Genomic DNA, 15811 nt, shown 5'->3' with positions numbered 1-15811 from the left:
AGATGAAGCACTATGGTAAACTCCAAACTTCCTTCTGTAATTCCCATAAAGTTTTGGAGTATTACAAGATGTCCGGAACTACTTACGGGCAAAAATTCTGTAAGACCTTGAATAATCCCAAGAATTATAGCTTGAATTGTGGTCATAATATCCTCCGTAAATTAATTCAATAATATTTATATGATTTAAAAGCGAAGTTAAAACCTCGCTTTTAATAATTTATTCATTAACTTCCGACTTTTCTTTATCGTCTTTTTTGTCTTCTTTTTTTGGTTTTGGAAGCAAAGCCTTTCTTGAAAGGTTTATTCTTCCTTGCTTATCTATTTCGATGACTTTAACGTGAACTTCATCACCTACGTTTAATACATCGGTTACTTTATTTACTCTCTCATGAGCTATTTTTGAAATGTGAATAAGTCCTTCTTTTCCTCCAGGAATTTCAACAAATGCACCGAAATCCATTATTCTAACAACTTTACCCACATAAGTGTCACCTTCTTCAACTTCTCTTGTTATATCTTCAATCATTTGAACAGCTTTTCTTGCATCATCCAAATCAACGGCACTCACATAAGTTTGTCCATCTTCAAGAATATCAATTTTAACACCTGTTGCATCTATGATTTTATTAATCATTTTTCCGCTTGGACCTATTACATCTTTTATCTTATCCTCTTCGATCTTTAATGTAATAATTTTTGGAGCATATTTACTTACATCAGCTCTAGGAGTTTCAATTGCAGTGCTCATCTTATCAAGAATATGGAATCTGCCTTTTTTAGCTCTGGACAATGCTTCCGTTAAGATTGCTTTGTCTATTCCTTTTATTTTAATATCCATTTGTATAGCGGTTATACCGTCTCTTGTACCGGCAACTTTAAAGTCCATATCACCGTAAAAATCTTCAACACCTTGAATATCAGAAAGAACAGAAACCTTATTTTCTTCTTTTATAAGACCCATGGCGATTCCTGCAACAGGTGCTTTAATAGGAACCCCTGCATCCATAAGAGATAATGTAGAACCGCATACACTTGCCTGCGAAGTTGAACCGTTTGAAGCTAGAACTTCAGACACTACTCTTATTGTATAAGGGAATACATCCTGTGAAGGAATCATAGGCATAAGCGCTCTTTCAGCCAAAGCACCGTGTCCTATTTCTCTTCTTCCCGGACCTCTCATCGGTCCTGTTTCCCCTACCGAATACGCAGGGAAATTATAATGATGAATATATTTCTTCGAAGTCTCTTCACCTATTCCGTCAATAATCTGCTCATCTCTTATCGCACCAAGAGTAACCATAGACATAACCTGAGTTTGACCTCTGGTAAAAAGTCCTGAACCATGAGCTCTTCTTACCTTGCCGACTTCACAGGTAATAGGTCTTATTTCATCAACCTTTCTCCCATCAGGTCTGATACCTTCGTTGGTTATCATATCTCTTACAATCTGTTTTAATATTTTTGTAAAGATTTCATTAAAATCAAGTTCATTGTCGGGATAATCTCCCAGATACTTTTCTTTTATTTCAGCCTTTACTTCTTCTACTCTGTCTTCTCTGGCTTGTTTTTCATGAATATTGTAAGCTTCTCTGAAACCTTTTTTTGCTTCTTCATAAATTTTTTCTTTTATTTCTTCGCTTGGTCTGTAGTAAGGAAGCTTTGCTTTTTCAACCCCAACTTCATTAATAATCTCTTCTTGGAATTTTATAATTTCTTTAATATGTTCATGAGCACCCATAATGGCGTCAATCATAACTTCTTCGCTAACTTCATTCGCACCGGCTTCAACCATCAAAACAGCTTCGCTTGTACCGGCAACGGTTAAGCTTAAATCGCTCTTTTCTCTCTCTTCACTTGTTGGATTATATACAAGCTTTCCATCGATAAGACCTACTTGAACAGCGCCCACAGGTCCGTCAAAAGGTATATCCGAAATTCCAAGAGCAAGAGATGCACCCAAAATACTTGTGATTTCAGGAGAGTTATCCTGTTCCACACCCATTACCGTAGCCACAACTTGAACTTCGTTTCTAAAGCCTTTGTCAAATAAAGGTCTTAAAGGTCTATCTATAAGTCTGCAGGTAAGAGTAGCCTTTTCACTCGCTTTACCTTCCCTCTTTAAAAATCCTCCAGGGATTTTGCCTACCGCATACATTTTTTCTTCATAAAATACACTTAACGGGAAAAAGTCAATTCCCTCTTTTGCTTCCTTAGCCATACATGCGTTAACCAAAATTTGTGTATCTCCGTAAGAAATAAACACACTGCCATTGGCCATTTGTGCCAATTCGCCGACTTCAACGCTCAATTCTCTGCCTAAGAAATCCGTCTTAAACACTTTCTTCATCTAAAATTTTTCCTCCATATTATAAAAAGGCGAAAAACTCCGCCTTTTAAATGCTAAATTATTTTCTTAAGTTAAGTTCTTTAACAATTTCTCTGTATTTTTCAATATCTTTTTTAGCAACATAATCCAAAAGTCTTCTTCTTTTACCAACCATCATTAAAAGACCTCTTCTTGAGTGATGATCTTTAGGATTTTTCTTAAAATGTTCGTTTAAAGTATTGATTCTGCTTGTTAAAATAGCAATTTGGATTTCAGGAGAACCTGTATCCTTATCATGTTTTTGATATTTGCTTATAACTTCTTGTTTTTTTTCTTTTGTAATTGACATTATTAGTCTCCTCCGTTTATTTTATTCGCCTATAACCTAGCATAAGGTTGGAGTATCCATAAACTAAGTCGTAGGTATATAGCTTAAAAATTATAGCATAAATAATAAACCTTGTAAAGTATATTTCACCTAGAATATGCCCATTTAATCATATTTTAAATAAATAAAGACAGATGTAGTTCTGTCTTTATCCGTTTTCTTTTATTTTATAAATTTCATCTTTCTGATTGTAATAAATATACCTAATAACGAAACGCAGATTATTATTCCGTAGAAATGAATATTATTATCATCTCCTGTTTTTACACTACCTAAATCACCATTTTCACTATCAGACTTTATTTTACTGCTTTCACTATTACCTATTAAATTTTTATCGGCAATCCCATCTCCATTTGTATCGATATTTACATCGGGTACTCCATCCCCGTCTGTATCTATGTTTATATCCGGTTTACCATCTCCGTTTGTATCTACATTAATATTAGGGTTTCCGGTGTCATATCCGGGGCGATTACCGTCAGGTTTTACATTGATATCCGGTTTCCAATTATCGTCCACTCCGTCTTTGTCGAAATCATATCCCGGTCTGTATCCGTGTTCAATATCTGCTTTACCGTCTCCGTCTGTATCCAAGTTTGTATCAGGTTTCCATATATTATCACCATTTCCACCTTGTCCACTTGGCTTCCATACTCCGGTATTGTCAGTATCTACGTTTATATCCGGTTTACCGTCTCCGTTTGTGTCTACGTTTATATCAGGTAACCCGTCTCCGTCTGTATCTATATTTATATCCGGTTTACCGTCTCCATCTACATCTACATTTGTACCTGATATTTTCTTATATATATATTTTACTACTTTTACATCTTCTTCAAACTCGCCTTTTTCTTCACCCTCAACTCTTATAAGAATATATCCTGAAATATTTTCTTTATGAGTTTCGTAGTCATCTCCCAAGTCGCCGTTTAAAATTATATCATTTTTAAGAGTATTTCCATTTTCATCCACATATCTGGCTACGACACTGCTTCCATCCTCTGCGTCTAAAGGTTCATATATATATACAACTTCCTGTACATTTTCCTCAAAAACCCCTTCTTCTTTACCTTCTGTCTTTACCAACTTGTATCCGGGAATGTCAACTTTTGTCGTTTTAAAAGCATCCCCTATATTTCCGTTAAGTATAGTATCTTCTTTAATCGTAAGTCCGTTAGTATCTTTGTAACTTACAACTACACTTCCTGCAGTCTTATCATCAGGCAACGGACTTATTTTCTTATATACATACGTTACCGTTATATCACCTTTAATATATTTACCTTCTTTGTTTCCATCAACTCTGAGAAGCTCATATCCCGGAATAATAAGTTCCGATGTGGCATAATCATCTCCTACATGACCTGTATAAACTATATCATTATGTATAGGGTTGTTACTTTCATCTACATATTTTGCCGTTACCGTTCCGTTCTCCACTACTTCCTCTTTAACGGGTCTATATATATATTCTACAACTTGTGGTGTATTATCAAATACCCCTTCTTCTTTTCCTTCTACTTTTACAAGCTCATATCCTTTTATTTCTAGCGATGATGTCTTATATTTATCTCCCTTTTCTCCCTTATATACTATGTCTTCACTTATCTTTTTACCATTCTCATCAACATACATAGCAACAACAGAGTTACTTTCATTAATTACATGCAAAATGCCTTTCGTTGTAGCAGTAATACCTTGACTACTTTCTATGTTAAGCGTAGTTTCGTATTTACCTGCTTTTTTACCATAATCTTTATATGGAGTGCTTCCTCTGTATATTTCGTTGCCATCAAGAGTTACAATCCACTCTCTTTTAATAATAGTAGCAGGTGATTCGACTTTTGATGTGTCTTCAACTTGAACATCATCACCAACCTTTGCAACATTAACAATTTGACCATCTAATTTATAATTAAACCCAGCACTTATTGCAGCATTATCAGCAGCAGCTTCCATTGTTAATCCAGAAAAATGAGCATTTGAGTTACTTGCTGTGCAAGGGCCAAAACTACCACCTTGAACCGTAGCAGCTACTTCTTTTAAAAGCTTATTGTTTATATATACTTTTACTTTACTTTTTTCAACTTCAATGATAACCTTATGCTTTACACCTTTCAAACCATCTGCCGGTAACGAACCGTAAGCCAAAACATTACCGGTTGCAAATCCTATACTACCATTACCACCATTATGATGATATTGCCCGTCCCCTGCACTGATAGTACCATGATATACCGGTCCCCTATGAGATCCAGAATCTTTGGCAGGAATCCATTCACTCACATATGAAATGCTCCACATATTATCTCCACATTCTTCATACTCATAAAAAGAATATGTATCCTGACCGTTTTTACTTCCCTTTTTTAGCCCCCATACAAATCCTAAAGGATCACTATCTTTATTTAAAATATCACATGTAAATTTACCGGTTGTAAAATTTCTTATGTAAGGATCGTAATATCCCGTAAACCCAACGTTTGCAGTAGTTCTAAGTTCATCACTTTCCTTAACATAACTCCAACCTGCTGCATAACCGGATCCTAAATGTTCCCCGGGGAAATTAACCCATGTTTTAAATATTTCTTCAGCATCAAGAGAAGCTGCCTTTACAACATTGGGTACAATTAACATGCTTACACAAATAAATGATATCAGCATAAACGATAATAATTTCTTCATTATATTCTCCTCATTCTTACGTATAAAATATTTCACATAAGAAAATCTTATGTGGCTATAATTTATGAAATGTATTTTTTCATTTCAATTTTTTATTCTGATTTAATATTTTTCAATCAAAAAATATACTTTTTGTAACAAGTTTGATATAATATATCAAATTCAAGTCAATGTTCTGTTTTAGTTTTTTTCTTATAAAAATATTACATATATAATAATAAAAAGGATTGTTTTATATTGTTACAAAAAGTATACATTTTTTTACTAAAAATTCTATTTCCCAATTTTCTGATAATTTTATTATAAATAAATACCATCCGGTAGATTAGCCCAATATAAAGTCAAATAATAAGTATTTTTTATATCCGTTTTCATATCCTAAATATACAAAACACCTAAAATATTACCGTATTTAATACTATTACGACATAATAGCACTATACTTTTTTCCCTCATTATGATACAATAATTTACTATGATAAATGATAAATAATAAAGAAGAGGTACAGCATATGTTTTATATTGATATGATTATATCCAAATTAATAATATTTCTTATAAATATTATAGATAAAACCAGAGGAACCGATCTTCCGGGGAAAATAGCATTAAAACTTAACAAAAACTTCCCTCTCGGATTTAAAAATATTGATTACAATAAAGTCATTTTCGTAACTGGAACAAACGGAAAATCGACCACAACCAATTTGATACACCATGTTCTGAAATCAAACAAATACAGTGTTGCTTCAAACTTGGAAGGAGCAAACTTAATAGCCGGAATAACAACAACACTGATAAAAAATTCTACCATTACAGGAAAAGTAAAACCGGAATACTTTGTATTTGAGATAGACGAAAGATCTCTTAAAAATATACACAAAGTAATACCGGCAAAGCATTTGGTCATAACAAATCTTCAAAAAGACCAAGTACACAGAAACGCAGATCCTGATTTTATCTACAGAAAAATCAAAGATGTCGTAACAAAAGATATGCATCTATACTTAAATAACGAAGAACCAAGAAGTAAATCCTTCGAAGATTTTGCGGATAATATAACTTATTACAGTGTGGATAAAAACCAAAGGTCTGTTACAGACGAAAGCAGACTTGCTGTTACAATGCCTTGTCCGAAATGTAATCATAAAATAAACTTCAACTATTACAATGTAGACAATGTAGGAAATTTCAACTGTACAAACTGCGGTTTCAAGAGTGAAGAAAATCCTGTATACCAACTCAAAAACGTGGACTTTGAAAACGCAACTTTCACATATGACAACACAACATTCAAAATGCCTTACAATGTTCCGTTTATGATGTACAACTATGCATTGGTTATCGCCCTTGGAAGTACCTTGGGACTTACCAAGGAAGAAATGCAACATTCTTTCAACACATTCATAAACATAGGCGGAAGAATAGAAACAATTAAATATAAAGACAAAGAACTTAAATATATAAGAATAAAACAAGAAAACCCCGAAACTTTGCAATCAGCAATAGACATAGTGGCAAACGACAAAAACAAAAAGACATTTATTTTGGGACTTTGCATAATCAAAGACGAGCCACCTCACTATACAAATACATTCTATTCTTACGATTGTAATTTTACACCTTTAGTAAATTCAAACATAAAGAAATATATAGCCTTCTCGGAATATGTATGCTACGATACTGCGAACAGATTTATTTACGAAGGAGTAAACAAAGATAAGATTTCAATATTGAATACAGACAATATTGAACAAATATTAGAAGAAGTGGACAAAGCGGAATGTAAAAACGTATACTTGATAACATGGCTTGAAACATTTATAGGCATTAAAAATTATGTAAAGAAAAACAATTTATAGGAGAGAAAAATGGAAAATAAAATTTATTTAGCTTACCTATATCCCGATATATTAAATCTTCACGGAGACAGAGGAAATGTACTTGCATTTGAAAAAATCGCAAAAGAAATGGGTATAGAACTGGTAACGGAAAGAATCGACAGCCCAAATGAAAAAATAAACTTTGACAAATTCGATATAATACTCTTATCTCCGGGAGAACTTAAAGTAATGGATACAATAGTAAACACATTCACCGAACAAAGAGAAGAGTTAAAAAAATATATAGATAACGGCAAATATCTTTTTGCAATAGGAACAACAGGAGCTGTTTTTGCAAAAGACATCGAATTTGAAAACGGAGAAATAAAGCACGGACTCAATATATTTGACATGACTGCAAAAGAAAGAACATGGATATACGGAGACGATTTGACTTTCAACACCAAAATAAACAACAAAGAAATGGAAATCATTTCATGTCAAATAAATTCAATAAACACTGTATTTAATGATAATGACACAAAACCTTTCGGAGAAATAAATTACGGCTTTGGAAATGACGAACATCACAAAGAAGGTGCAAGAAAAAACAATCTTATATATACAAATGCTTTGGGCCCGGTATTTATCAAAAACCCATGGATGACAAAAGAAGTTTTAAAAGATATTGCAGACAAAAAAGGAATTGACATAAAAAACGAAAATATCGATTTTTCTATAGAAGAAGCATCAAAAGAAACTATAAAAGACTTTATAAGTAAAAAAGAACCTGTAAAATAAAAAGAGCTTTAAAAAAGCTCTTTTTTTATAATAACAGATGTATTTATTTTTCTCTTATTATTTCAATATCATACCCGTCAGGATCCGTAACAAAGAAATAATTTGGTTTATTTCCCTTTAACCCATAAAAATCTGTTACTTCATAACCTTTTTTAGCAAGCTCTTTATGAGCTTCTTCCAGGTTTTCAACATAAAAAGCAAGATGTGCAAAGCCGTTGCCTATCTCATAGGGCTTCTTAGGATCGTAGTTATAGGTAAGCTCAACCTCACAGGTTTTATTTGCATCTTCCAAAAATACCAAACAAAAATCCCCCGGATAATCTTTACGTCTGGTCTCTTTCATCCCGAGAGTATCAACATAAAATTCCAAACTCTTTTCCAAATCAAATACTCTTATGCTTGTATGACCGAATCTAAAATTCATAATTTCGTCCTCCTAACTTATTTTAATATTATATCACAATAAAAAAGTTTATACACATATTACAACAATAATATAGACAAAAAATTTATATAAGACCGTTAAAAATCATTAATGCTCCTGTTATAATAAATAAAAAGAGCTAAAAGAGAGAAAAAATATGAATAAAACAAATGACATATTGGAAAAGAAATTAAAAGAGTTATCAAAATCAAAATTCAGAAGCAGCTTTTCTCTGAAACAAAAGGACATCGAATACATAAATAAGAAAGGAATCAAAACAATAGAAAAGCACGCCCATGACTTTATAGAAAAAAGACTTGCCCCAAAGATTATATCAAATGACGGAAAACAAACCCCGACAAAAAATCATCCCGTATTTATTGCACAACATGCTACGGCAACCTGCTGCAGAAAATGTTTATGCAAATGGCATCACATAGAAAAAGACAGAATGCTAAGTAAAAAGGAACAGGACTACATTGTAAATATAATAATGAAGTGGATAAACATTGAATATAATAAAAACCTCAAACGATAAACGTCTGAGGTTTTTTATTTTTATTCTTCAATATCCAATACAACTCTTTTGTCGGCTTTGATTGCAGCAGCTTTTAAGACATTTCTGATAGCCTTGGCAATTCTGCCTTGTTTACCTATCACTTTACCCATATCTTCTTTGGCTACTTTTAATTTTAACACCGTAAGGTGTTCCTTTTCGATTTGCTTTACACAAACTTCTTGAGGGTTATCCACCAAAGCCTTTGCGATTGTTTCTATTAGTTCAACCATATCGGTCTCCTATTATTTTACAATACCGTTTTGTTTGAATAATCTTGCAACCGTATCGGTTGGTTTAGCTCCTTTATTTAACCATTCTTGAGCTTTTTCTGCATTTATTTCAACGCTTTTTTCTCCAACTGGTTTGTAGTGACCTATTAAATCTATGCTCTTACCGTCTCTTGCTGTTCTTTCGTCTGCTACTACGATTCTGTAATAAGGTTGTTTTTTAGAACCCATTCTTTTTAATCTGATTTTTACTGCCATGTTTTTTCTCCTTATATCTATAATTATAATTTTTATATTTTAAAGAAATTAAATTTCTTTTTAACTGAATTTACATAAACGGAAACTTCATCCCCGGGAATCTCATTTTTCCCGAATTCAATTGTTTCATCATTTTTTTACTTTGTTCAAAACCTGTCAATAATTTATTGACATCACTTACTCTTGTTCCGCTGCCCGCAGCAATTCTCTTTCTTCTGCTGGCATTTATTATATTCGGATTCTGCCTTTCTTTTATGGTCATAGACTGAATAATGGCCTTTTGCCTTATTAAATCCTTCTCATTTATAGCCATATTTTTAAGCTTTCCGGCTCCCGGGAGCATTGATAGAATCCCTTCTATTCCTCCCATTTTATTCATGCTTTCCATCTGATCAAGGAAATCTTCCAAGGTGAAAGAATTTTTTCTCATCTTTTCTTCCATCTTTTTGGCTTCTTCCTCGTTATATATGGTTTCGGCTTTTTCTATAAGAGATAAAACATCTCCCATTCCGAGTATTCTGGATGCAACTCTGTCCGGATGGAAAGGTTCAAAGTCTTCCATTTTCTCTCCGAAAGCAGAAAACTTAATAGGCTTCTTTGTTATATAAGTAACGCTTAAAGCAGCCCCGCCTCTTGCATCCGAATCCAATTTAGAAAGAATAAAACCTGTAATCTCTAAACTTTCATCAAAAGCTTTTGCGGCATCCACAGCCTGTTGCCCCATTAAAGAGTCTATTACAAATAAAGTTTCATCGGGTTTAACGGCTTTCTTTACTTTAACCGCTTCTTCCATCATCTCACTGTCTACATGCTGTCTTCCCGCAGTATCGACAATAACAATGTCAGCACCTTTTTTCTTTCCGTATTCGACACCTTTTTTGGCAATCTTGCCGGCATCCTTATTTTCAAGAGAAAATACTTCTATATCAAGATTTTCACCAAGAACTTTAAGCTGATCCACAGCCGCCGCTCTGTGAATATCGCAGGCAACAAAAACTACTTTTTTATTTTTTTTGTTTTTAAAATAGTTTCCCATTTTTCCGATACTGGTAGTCTTACCGCTCCCTTGAACACCCACTACCATAATAACGGTAGGAGGATTATCGGCAATATTAATCTCTCGGCTCTCTCCTCCGAGAAGTTCTACCAATTCGTTGTTTACTATTTTAACAACCTGTTGTCCCGGGGTTAAAGATTTTAAAACCTCTTCGCCCATACATTTTTCTTTTAAATTATTTGCGAATGTTTTTACTACTTTATAGTTTACATCCGCTTCCAAAAGCGACATCCTTATTTCTCTGAGCGCCGCATCTATATCCTTTTCCGTAAGCTTGCCTTTTCCTCTTAATCTCTTAAAAGTCTCTTGCAACTTATCTCCCAAAGCTTCAAACAATCAAAGCACCTCCCTTACAGGTTTTCTTTTACCTTTTCTATCAAAGATAATGCCTCTTTATTATCAATCAAAGCTTCCGCTTTTTCAAGCATTTTAATGTTTTGTTCATATTTCTTAAGCAATTCCAGTTTTTCATCATATTCCAAAACAATTTTTTCGGCTCTTTTTAAAGTATCATGTACCCCTTGTCTGGAAATATTCAAAATACCAGCAATCTCACTCAATGAAATATCGTCATTATAATAATATTCAAGTACTTTAACCTGTTTCTCAGTAAGAAGAGATGCATATATATCTATTAAATACGACATCATAAAATACTTTTCCATACTACTCTCCTTATACTGACTAAAGAATTATATCAAAGTAAAAAGATATTGTCAAGGCTTTTTACTTGACAATATCTTTTATTACCTATCAATATAATATTTAGCTTTTGTTACATATTTTAAATAATAATCTTCTTTTATACAAAGTTCTTTACTATCCTTATAATTTTCAAACACATCTTTTTGTAAACTTAGAATCTTTTTAAAATAATTTTTTGATATATCTAGAAATTTCTCTTCATATTTTTCACATTCTTTACCTAGATTATATAAAAAATTTATCATTGATAGACTTTCTTCTGAAATTTCATTTCTCCAAAAATATTCTAAGCCTTTACTTTCTTCACAATCAATGTCTACAAAGTCTACATATGAAGATTCATCTTCATTTTTATTAAATACTTTTTTACTATTTTCTTTTATGTTGTTTTCTTCTAAAAAGCTAATAAATTTTTCTATATCAGTTTTAACATTTTTATATCCTCTATCAAATTGTTTTATAAAGTCTCCATCAATATCATTAAAATCATATTCTTCTATTACATATATAATTTTATCAAATTCTTTATATAATTTTCCTATATTATCATATAAAAATTTTATATCTATCCATATACTTTCATTATCATTACAATATGTTCTAATTACTTCTTTATTTATCGGGTATCTATTTTTAAAAGAACCGGTATCAAAAGAATTTAACTCTTTAATACATTCATCAATAAAACAAAAATCAATTTCGTTATTTTTAAATTTTACTATTATATTATTGGAAAAATTTTCTTCTATTATTTCTTTTACTCTATTCCAACTAAGCTTTAAATCATGACCAACATTTTCGATAAACTCTTTAATTTCATATTTTCCTTTTTCTATATTATCTTCTTGCAAATCATTATTATCACTACTACATATACTAAGATGTAATTTTTCAATAATATATATTCTTTTAATATATAACTCTACAATGTGTCTATACATAAAACAAATAGGAAAAACAACCGTATCTTTTTTATAAATATTATAATTGTTATTTTTATAAATTTGTTTGTACAAAATATCAACAGCTTCTTTATACCCATCAATATAACTTTTAAAAGTGCATCCTTCTTTATTTATATAAGCAATATTTTCTCCAACCTTATTTCGATTATTTTTTATTATTTTTATTAAGTAATCTTTCTCCATTAAGCATACCTCTTTTATTTTTTATATTTATAATTACATTTTAACACAAAAACCCCCAACACCAGTTGGGGGTAAATAATTATAATTTTATGAGGTAAACATATATAATTCTTTATGCTTATTTTTTTAGCGATTCAGACTATTTCTTCATATCGAATAAGTCTTCTTTTTCACCGCATCCCCAATCATCAAGAGCGATTTGAAGATCAGGTTTGTCTTTTGCATATTCTTTTAAAGGAATACCTGCCATTGCTCCGTCAATAGCTTGTCTTAGAGATCTTGCCCCTGCTACAGCACCGTTTCTATGTCCGTGAACGGCTCCGCCTGCAGCAATCATAACATCAGTACCAACTTCATAGATAGTATCAGGAACAACACCTTGATACATTCCGCCGCTTGGTGCTGGAAGACAATCTTTAATATCATGGAATTTCATCTTAAGATCTCTGCAAGTTCTTAAGTAAGAGTCTCTAAGTACAGGAATCTTTCCATAGTAGTTAGTTGTAATTGCCATATCAGCTCCGGCAAGTCTTACAAGTTTACCCCAAAGAAGTGCTACTGCAACACCAGTGTCAGGAGAGTATGACTGTGCAGCAGCATAATCTGGGTGAGACATAATAGGCACTTGAATATTAGGATCTTCTGCCAATTGTCTAAGTGCAGAGAAACCGGCAGTATATGTGTTAATCATTAAAGCATTTGCTCCGGCATCTATAGCTCTGTAAGCCAAATCTTTAATTTTGAAACTATCTTCTGTTAAGTTTGTTGTATAAAGTTTCTTTTCACCTGTTTCTTCATAAGCTCTAAGACCTGCTTCTGTTATGGCTTTAACTCTTTTTTCGATAGGACACCATGCAGGATCGGCAACAAGAAGTTCATCATCTTTAATTACGTCGATACCGCCAAGATATGCATCATATGCCATTATACCACCTTGTTCAGGAGTCCATCCTGTATCAGGTTTAATCATTGCACATGTAAGAGGTCTTTCAGGAATATCAAGAAGATCTCTTACTCCTTGGATACCAAATTTAGGACCTTGGAAATGGTCTGTATATTCTTTAGGGAATTCCAAATCTACAAGTTTTAATCTTGCAGCAGAAATATTACCGATTGCAGTCGTGAAAATCATTGGGAAGTTAGTTCCTATATTTTCCCATGGAAAAGCAAGTCTAACTATCATATCTCTGTATTGAATTCCGTCAGGAAGTTCTCTATCATAAGCAGGTGTTTCATATATACCTATAACTTTAGCAGCATGTCTTTCAACAATATCATCAGTTTCGAAAGGAACGTCAATCCATGTACCTGTTGCCTGTTCCGCAGCTATTGCTTCCGCGAATTTAGCAAGGTCCAAACTCATAACGTCGTTTCCTTTACCTCTCATATAATACGTAGCTACTATATGTTTGCTCATATCCAAACTTTCGCTACATTGGAACATCATTGGGTTATACTTTTGTTTCATTTTAAAAATCCTCCTAAAACTTAATAATGTTTAACCGTCTACCCTTTAAATAAAGACCGATGTCCTTCAAACATCATCCTGTCTTTATGGTTTTATATTAACATGGTAATTATGTTTTGTCAACTGTTTAATTCATTTTTTATATTAAATATTTATAAAATCCACGAATAAATTTTAAATAAACAGAATAATATCGGTTTTTATACAAGATTGCAAAAAAGTATATAAAATTATTAAAATTAGTGTTATTATAGCTTCCTAGGAAAATGTAAGCATATTTAAAATAATAAGATAGTTTTAATATTTGAAACACTGTAACATATATTATAAATATGAAAACCCGAAGAGAGGAAAACATAAGTTGAAAAAACAAAATAAACATAATGATGAATACACCTCAAAGAGTTCCAAATGTAAATATTTCTTAAAAAAGAACCGCTATTATATAATCATAGCGGCATTAATAATGGGAATCACAACAGTGATTTTTATGAATATAAATTATTTTTCTGCCCTTATCAATACAGAAAATGAAATACAAACAAAGCAAAAAACAAAAAATACACAAATCGATTATAAAAAAATCAAGCCAAACGAGGCCGGCGATATATTGATCATAATGTATCACAGTATAGACGATAAAGCAAAACACTATCCTTGGCACAGAAACAAAAAAGAATTTAGAGAAGATCTGGAATATATGTATAAAAACAATTACGTTCTTATTTCAATGAAAGAATATCTAAGCAACGACATTGATATCCCGACAGGGAAAACTCCTGTGCTTCTTACTTTTGATGACGGACTTAGAAGTTGCTATTCTCTTATAAAAAACAAAGAAGGAAAACTCGTGGTGAACAACGATACTCTTATAGGAATATTGGAAGAATTTAAAGCAGAACATCCCGACTTCGGCACGGGAGGAGTCCTTTACGTAACAAATAACCCTTTTGATTATGATGCTTATTATGATAACAAATCAATGGGGAATTATGAGGATAAGTTCAGAGTATTAAAAAATCTGGGATACGAAATAGGAAACCACACATATAACCATTATGATATGAACAACTTAAGTAAAAGTGAAATAACATCCGAAATCGGAAAGGTAAACAATATAATATACAAACATACCGATAAAGATAAAACGGTATTTCTCGCCTACCCTTACGGAAGCAAACCGCAAAAAGGAAATATGCAATCAGTAAAAGCAGGAGAATACAAAGGAATATCCTATAACATACAAAGTGCCGTTTTAGCAGCGCCGGAACCACCATATTTTACAAACCCGATAAAAAAAGATTTCGACCCGTATTTCATAAGCAGAACTATAGCAAGCAACGGACAGCATATGGATATGTACTGGTTTTTCGATTATTATAAAAAACATCCAAGAGAAAAATATATATCCGACGGAGACAAAAGAGTTTTAACCATACCAAAAAACTATAAAAACAAAATAAATCAAACCAAAACAAAAAGTTTCAAGACGGTATATTACGACCCCAAAACATTTAAACCCGTAGAATAAATATATATTTAAAATTTTATAAAAAAATACCAAATATTACTTGACATAAACTCAGTGTTATTATATAATAAATCAGCACTGAGAGTGGTCGCATAGCTCAGCTGGGAGAGCACCTGCCTTACAAGCAGGGGGTCATAGGTTCGAGCCCTATTGCGACCACCATTTAAAAATTTAATACTTCATTGCGGCTCGGTAGTTCAGCTGGTTAGAATGCTAGCCTGTCACGCTAGAGGTCGAGGGTTCGAGTCCCTTCCGAGTCGCCATTTTATGCCCAGGTAGCTCAGTCGGTAGAGCAGAGGACTGAAAATCCTCGTGTCGGTGGTTCGATCCCGCCCTTGGGCACCATTTTAAGCGAAAGTGGCTCAGTGGTAGAGCATCGCCTTGCCAAGGCGAGGGTCGCGAGTTC

15 protein-coding genes and 3 tRNA genes are annotated in these 15811 nt (G+C 32.7%); 7 read left to right on the top strand and 11 right to left on the bottom strand.

Going from position 1 to position 15811, the window contains the following annotated elements; translation table 11 throughout:
• The 4 genes from QZ357_RS07480 to QZ357_RS07465 all read right to left on the bottom strand — a co-directional run.
• On the bottom strand, positions 1-146 hold a 146-nt coding region (locus QZ357_RS07480; protein ID WP_290774102.1), incomplete at its 3' end, for an undecaprenyl-diphosphate phosphatase.
• Between the two features lie 73 nt (positions 147-219).
• The gene (gene pnp, locus QZ357_RS07475) at positions 220-2349 is read right to left on the bottom strand and encodes a polyribonucleotide nucleotidyltransferase (RefSeq protein WP_290774096.1); all 2130 of its coding nucleotides are present in this window, start codon (positions 2347-2349) and stop codon (positions 220-222) included.
• Positions 2350-2407: 58 nt separating this feature from the next.
• The gene (gene rpsO, locus QZ357_RS07470) at positions 2408-2671 is read right to left on the bottom strand and encodes a 30S ribosomal protein S15 (protein ID WP_290774099.1); all 264 of its coding nucleotides are present in this window, start codon (positions 2669-2671) and stop codon (positions 2408-2410) included.
• 207 nt (positions 2672-2878) lie between these two features.
• Positions 2879-5404 carry a MucBP domain-containing protein gene (locus QZ357_RS07465; RefSeq protein WP_290774094.1) on the bottom strand — a complete coding sequence of 842 codons (2526 nt, stop codon included), beginning with the start codon at positions 5402-5404 and terminating at the stop codon, positions 2879-2881.
• Between the two features lie 512 nt (positions 5405-5916).
• Here QZ357_RS07465 and QZ357_RS07460 point away from each other — a divergent pair.
• Positions 5917-7266 (top strand): Mur ligase family protein, encoded by a 1350-nt coding sequence (locus tag QZ357_RS07460; RefSeq protein ID WP_290774091.1) that lies wholly within the window; start codon positions 5917-5919, stop codon positions 7264-7266.
• Positions 7267-7275: 9 nt separating this feature from the next.
• Positions 7276-8028, top strand: coding sequence for a hypothetical protein (locus tag QZ357_RS07455; protein ID WP_290774088.1), 753 nt, complete (start codon positions 7276-7278; stop codon positions 8026-8028).
• 43 nt (positions 8029-8071) lie between these two features.
• On the opposite strand, the gene QZ357_RS07450 is transcribed toward QZ357_RS07455, so the two are convergent.
• Positions 8072-8452 (bottom strand): VOC family protein, encoded by a 381-nt coding sequence (locus QZ357_RS07450; RefSeq protein ID WP_290774085.1) that lies wholly within the window; start codon positions 8450-8452, stop codon positions 8072-8074.
• 157 nt (positions 8453-8609) lie between these two features.
• Between QZ357_RS07450 and QZ357_RS07445 the strand changes: the two genes are divergently transcribed.
• Complete coding sequence (locus QZ357_RS07445; RefSeq protein ID WP_290774082.1) at positions 8610-8990, top strand: DUF4186 domain-containing protein; 381 nt, start codon at positions 8610-8612, stop codon at positions 8988-8990.
• A 20-nt stretch (positions 8991-9010) separates the two neighbouring features.
• On the opposite strand, the gene QZ357_RS07440 is transcribed toward QZ357_RS07445, so the two are convergent.
• The 6 genes from QZ357_RS07440 to QZ357_RS07415 all read right to left on the bottom strand — a co-directional run bounded on the left by QZ357_RS07440 (position 9011) and on the right by QZ357_RS07415 (position 13874).
• A complete protein-coding gene (locus QZ357_RS07440) occupies positions 9011-9241 on the bottom strand; it encodes a KH domain-containing protein (RefSeq protein WP_290774079.1) in 231 nt (76 codons plus the stop codon).
• A 12-nt stretch (positions 9242-9253) separates the two neighbouring features.
• Positions 9254-9496 (bottom strand): 30S ribosomal protein S16, encoded by a 243-nt coding sequence (rpsP, locus tag QZ357_RS07435; RefSeq protein WP_290774077.1) that lies wholly within the window; start codon positions 9494-9496, stop codon positions 9254-9256.
• Positions 9497-9566: 70 nt separating this feature from the next.
• Positions 9567-10889 (bottom strand): signal recognition particle protein, encoded by a 1323-nt coding sequence (ffh, locus tag QZ357_RS07430; protein ID WP_290774075.1) that lies wholly within the window; start codon positions 10887-10889, stop codon positions 9567-9569.
• A gap of 14 nt (positions 10890-10903) precedes the next feature.
• Positions 10904-11218 carry a YlxM family DNA-binding protein gene (gene ylxM, locus QZ357_RS07425; protein ID WP_290774072.1) on the bottom strand — a complete coding sequence of 105 codons (315 nt, stop codon included), beginning with the start codon at positions 11216-11218 and terminating at the stop codon, positions 10904-10906.
• 81 nt (positions 11219-11299) lie between these two features.
• Positions 11300-12406 (bottom strand): hypothetical protein, encoded by a 1107-nt coding sequence (locus QZ357_RS07420; protein WP_290774069.1) that lies wholly within the window; start codon positions 12404-12406, stop codon positions 11300-11302.
• A 139-nt stretch (positions 12407-12545) separates the two neighbouring features.
• On the bottom strand, positions 12546-13874 hold the full coding sequence (locus tag QZ357_RS07415) for a RuBisCO large subunit C-terminal-like domain-containing protein (RefSeq protein WP_290774067.1): 1329 nt from the start codon (positions 13872-13874) through the stop codon (positions 12546-12548).
• A gap of 361 nt (positions 13875-14235) precedes the next feature.
• On the opposite strand from QZ357_RS07415, the gene QZ357_RS07410 reads away from it, so the two are divergent.
• From QZ357_RS07410 to QZ357_RS07395, 4 genes are all read left to right on the top strand, one after another.
• Positions 14236-15405, top strand: coding sequence for a polysaccharide deacetylase family protein (locus tag QZ357_RS07410; protein WP_290774064.1), 1170 nt, complete (start codon positions 14236-14238; stop codon positions 15403-15405).
• Between the two features lie 86 nt (positions 15406-15491).
• A tRNA-Val gene (locus QZ357_RS07405) sits at positions 15492-15567 on the top strand.
• 24 nt (positions 15568-15591) lie between these two features.
• Positions 15592-15668: transfer RNA gene (locus QZ357_RS07400), tRNA-Asp, on the top strand.
• A gap of 6 nt (positions 15669-15674) precedes the next feature.
• Positions 15675-15750: transfer RNA gene (locus QZ357_RS07395), tRNA-Phe, on the top strand.
• Positions 15751-15811 lie beyond the last annotated feature (61 nt).

This window comes from Anaerofustis sp., assembly GCF_019420015.1.
In the GTDB taxonomy this organism is placed as follows: Bacteria; Bacillota; Clostridia; order Eubacteriales; family Anaerofustaceae; genus Anaerofustis.
This window is presented reverse-complemented; position numbering and strand designations above follow the sequence as displayed.

What these genes read in the sequence shown, in the direction of transcription:
- ylxM (WP_290774072.1), bottom strand. Translation starts at nt 11,218, where the DNA reads ATGGAAAAGTATTTTATGATGTCGTATTTAATAGATATATATGCATCT.
- QZ357_RS07415 (WP_290774067.1), bottom strand. Translation starts at nt 13,874, where the DNA reads ATGAAACAAAAGTATAACCCAATGATGTTCCAATGTAGCGAAAGTTTG.
- rpsP (WP_290774077.1), bottom strand. Translation starts at nt 9,496, where the DNA reads ATGGCAGTAAAAATCAGATTAAAAAGAATGGGTTCTAAAAAACAACCT.
- QZ357_RS07450 (WP_290774085.1), bottom strand. Translation starts at nt 8,452, where the DNA reads ATGAATTTTAGATTCGGTCATACAAGCATAAGAGTATTTGATTTGGAA.
- QZ357_RS07420 (WP_290774069.1), bottom strand. Translation starts at nt 12,406, where the DNA reads ATGGAGAAAGATTACTTAATAAAAATAATAAAAAATAATCGAAATAAG.
- pnp (WP_290774096.1), bottom strand. Translation starts at nt 2,349, where the DNA reads ATGAAGAAAGTGTTTAAGACGGATTTCTTAGGCAGAGAATTGAGCGTT.
- QZ357_RS07455 (WP_290774088.1), top strand. Translation starts at nt 7,276, where the DNA reads ATGGAAAATAAAATTTATTTAGCTTACCTATATCCCGATATATTAAAT.
- QZ357_RS07465 (WP_290774094.1), bottom strand. Translation starts at nt 5,404, where the DNA reads ATGAAGAAATTATTATCGTTTATGCTGATATCATTTATTTGTGTAAGC.
- QZ357_RS07440 (WP_290774079.1), bottom strand. Translation starts at nt 9,241, where the DNA reads ATGGTTGAACTAATAGAAACAATCGCAAAGGCTTTGGTGGATAACCCT.
- QZ357_RS07460 (WP_290774091.1), top strand. Translation starts at nt 5,917, where the DNA reads ATGTTTTATATTGATATGATTATATCCAAATTAATAATATTTCTTATA.
- QZ357_RS07445 (WP_290774082.1), top strand. Translation starts at nt 8,610, where the DNA reads ATGAATAAAACAAATGACATATTGGAAAAGAAATTAAAAGAGTTATCA.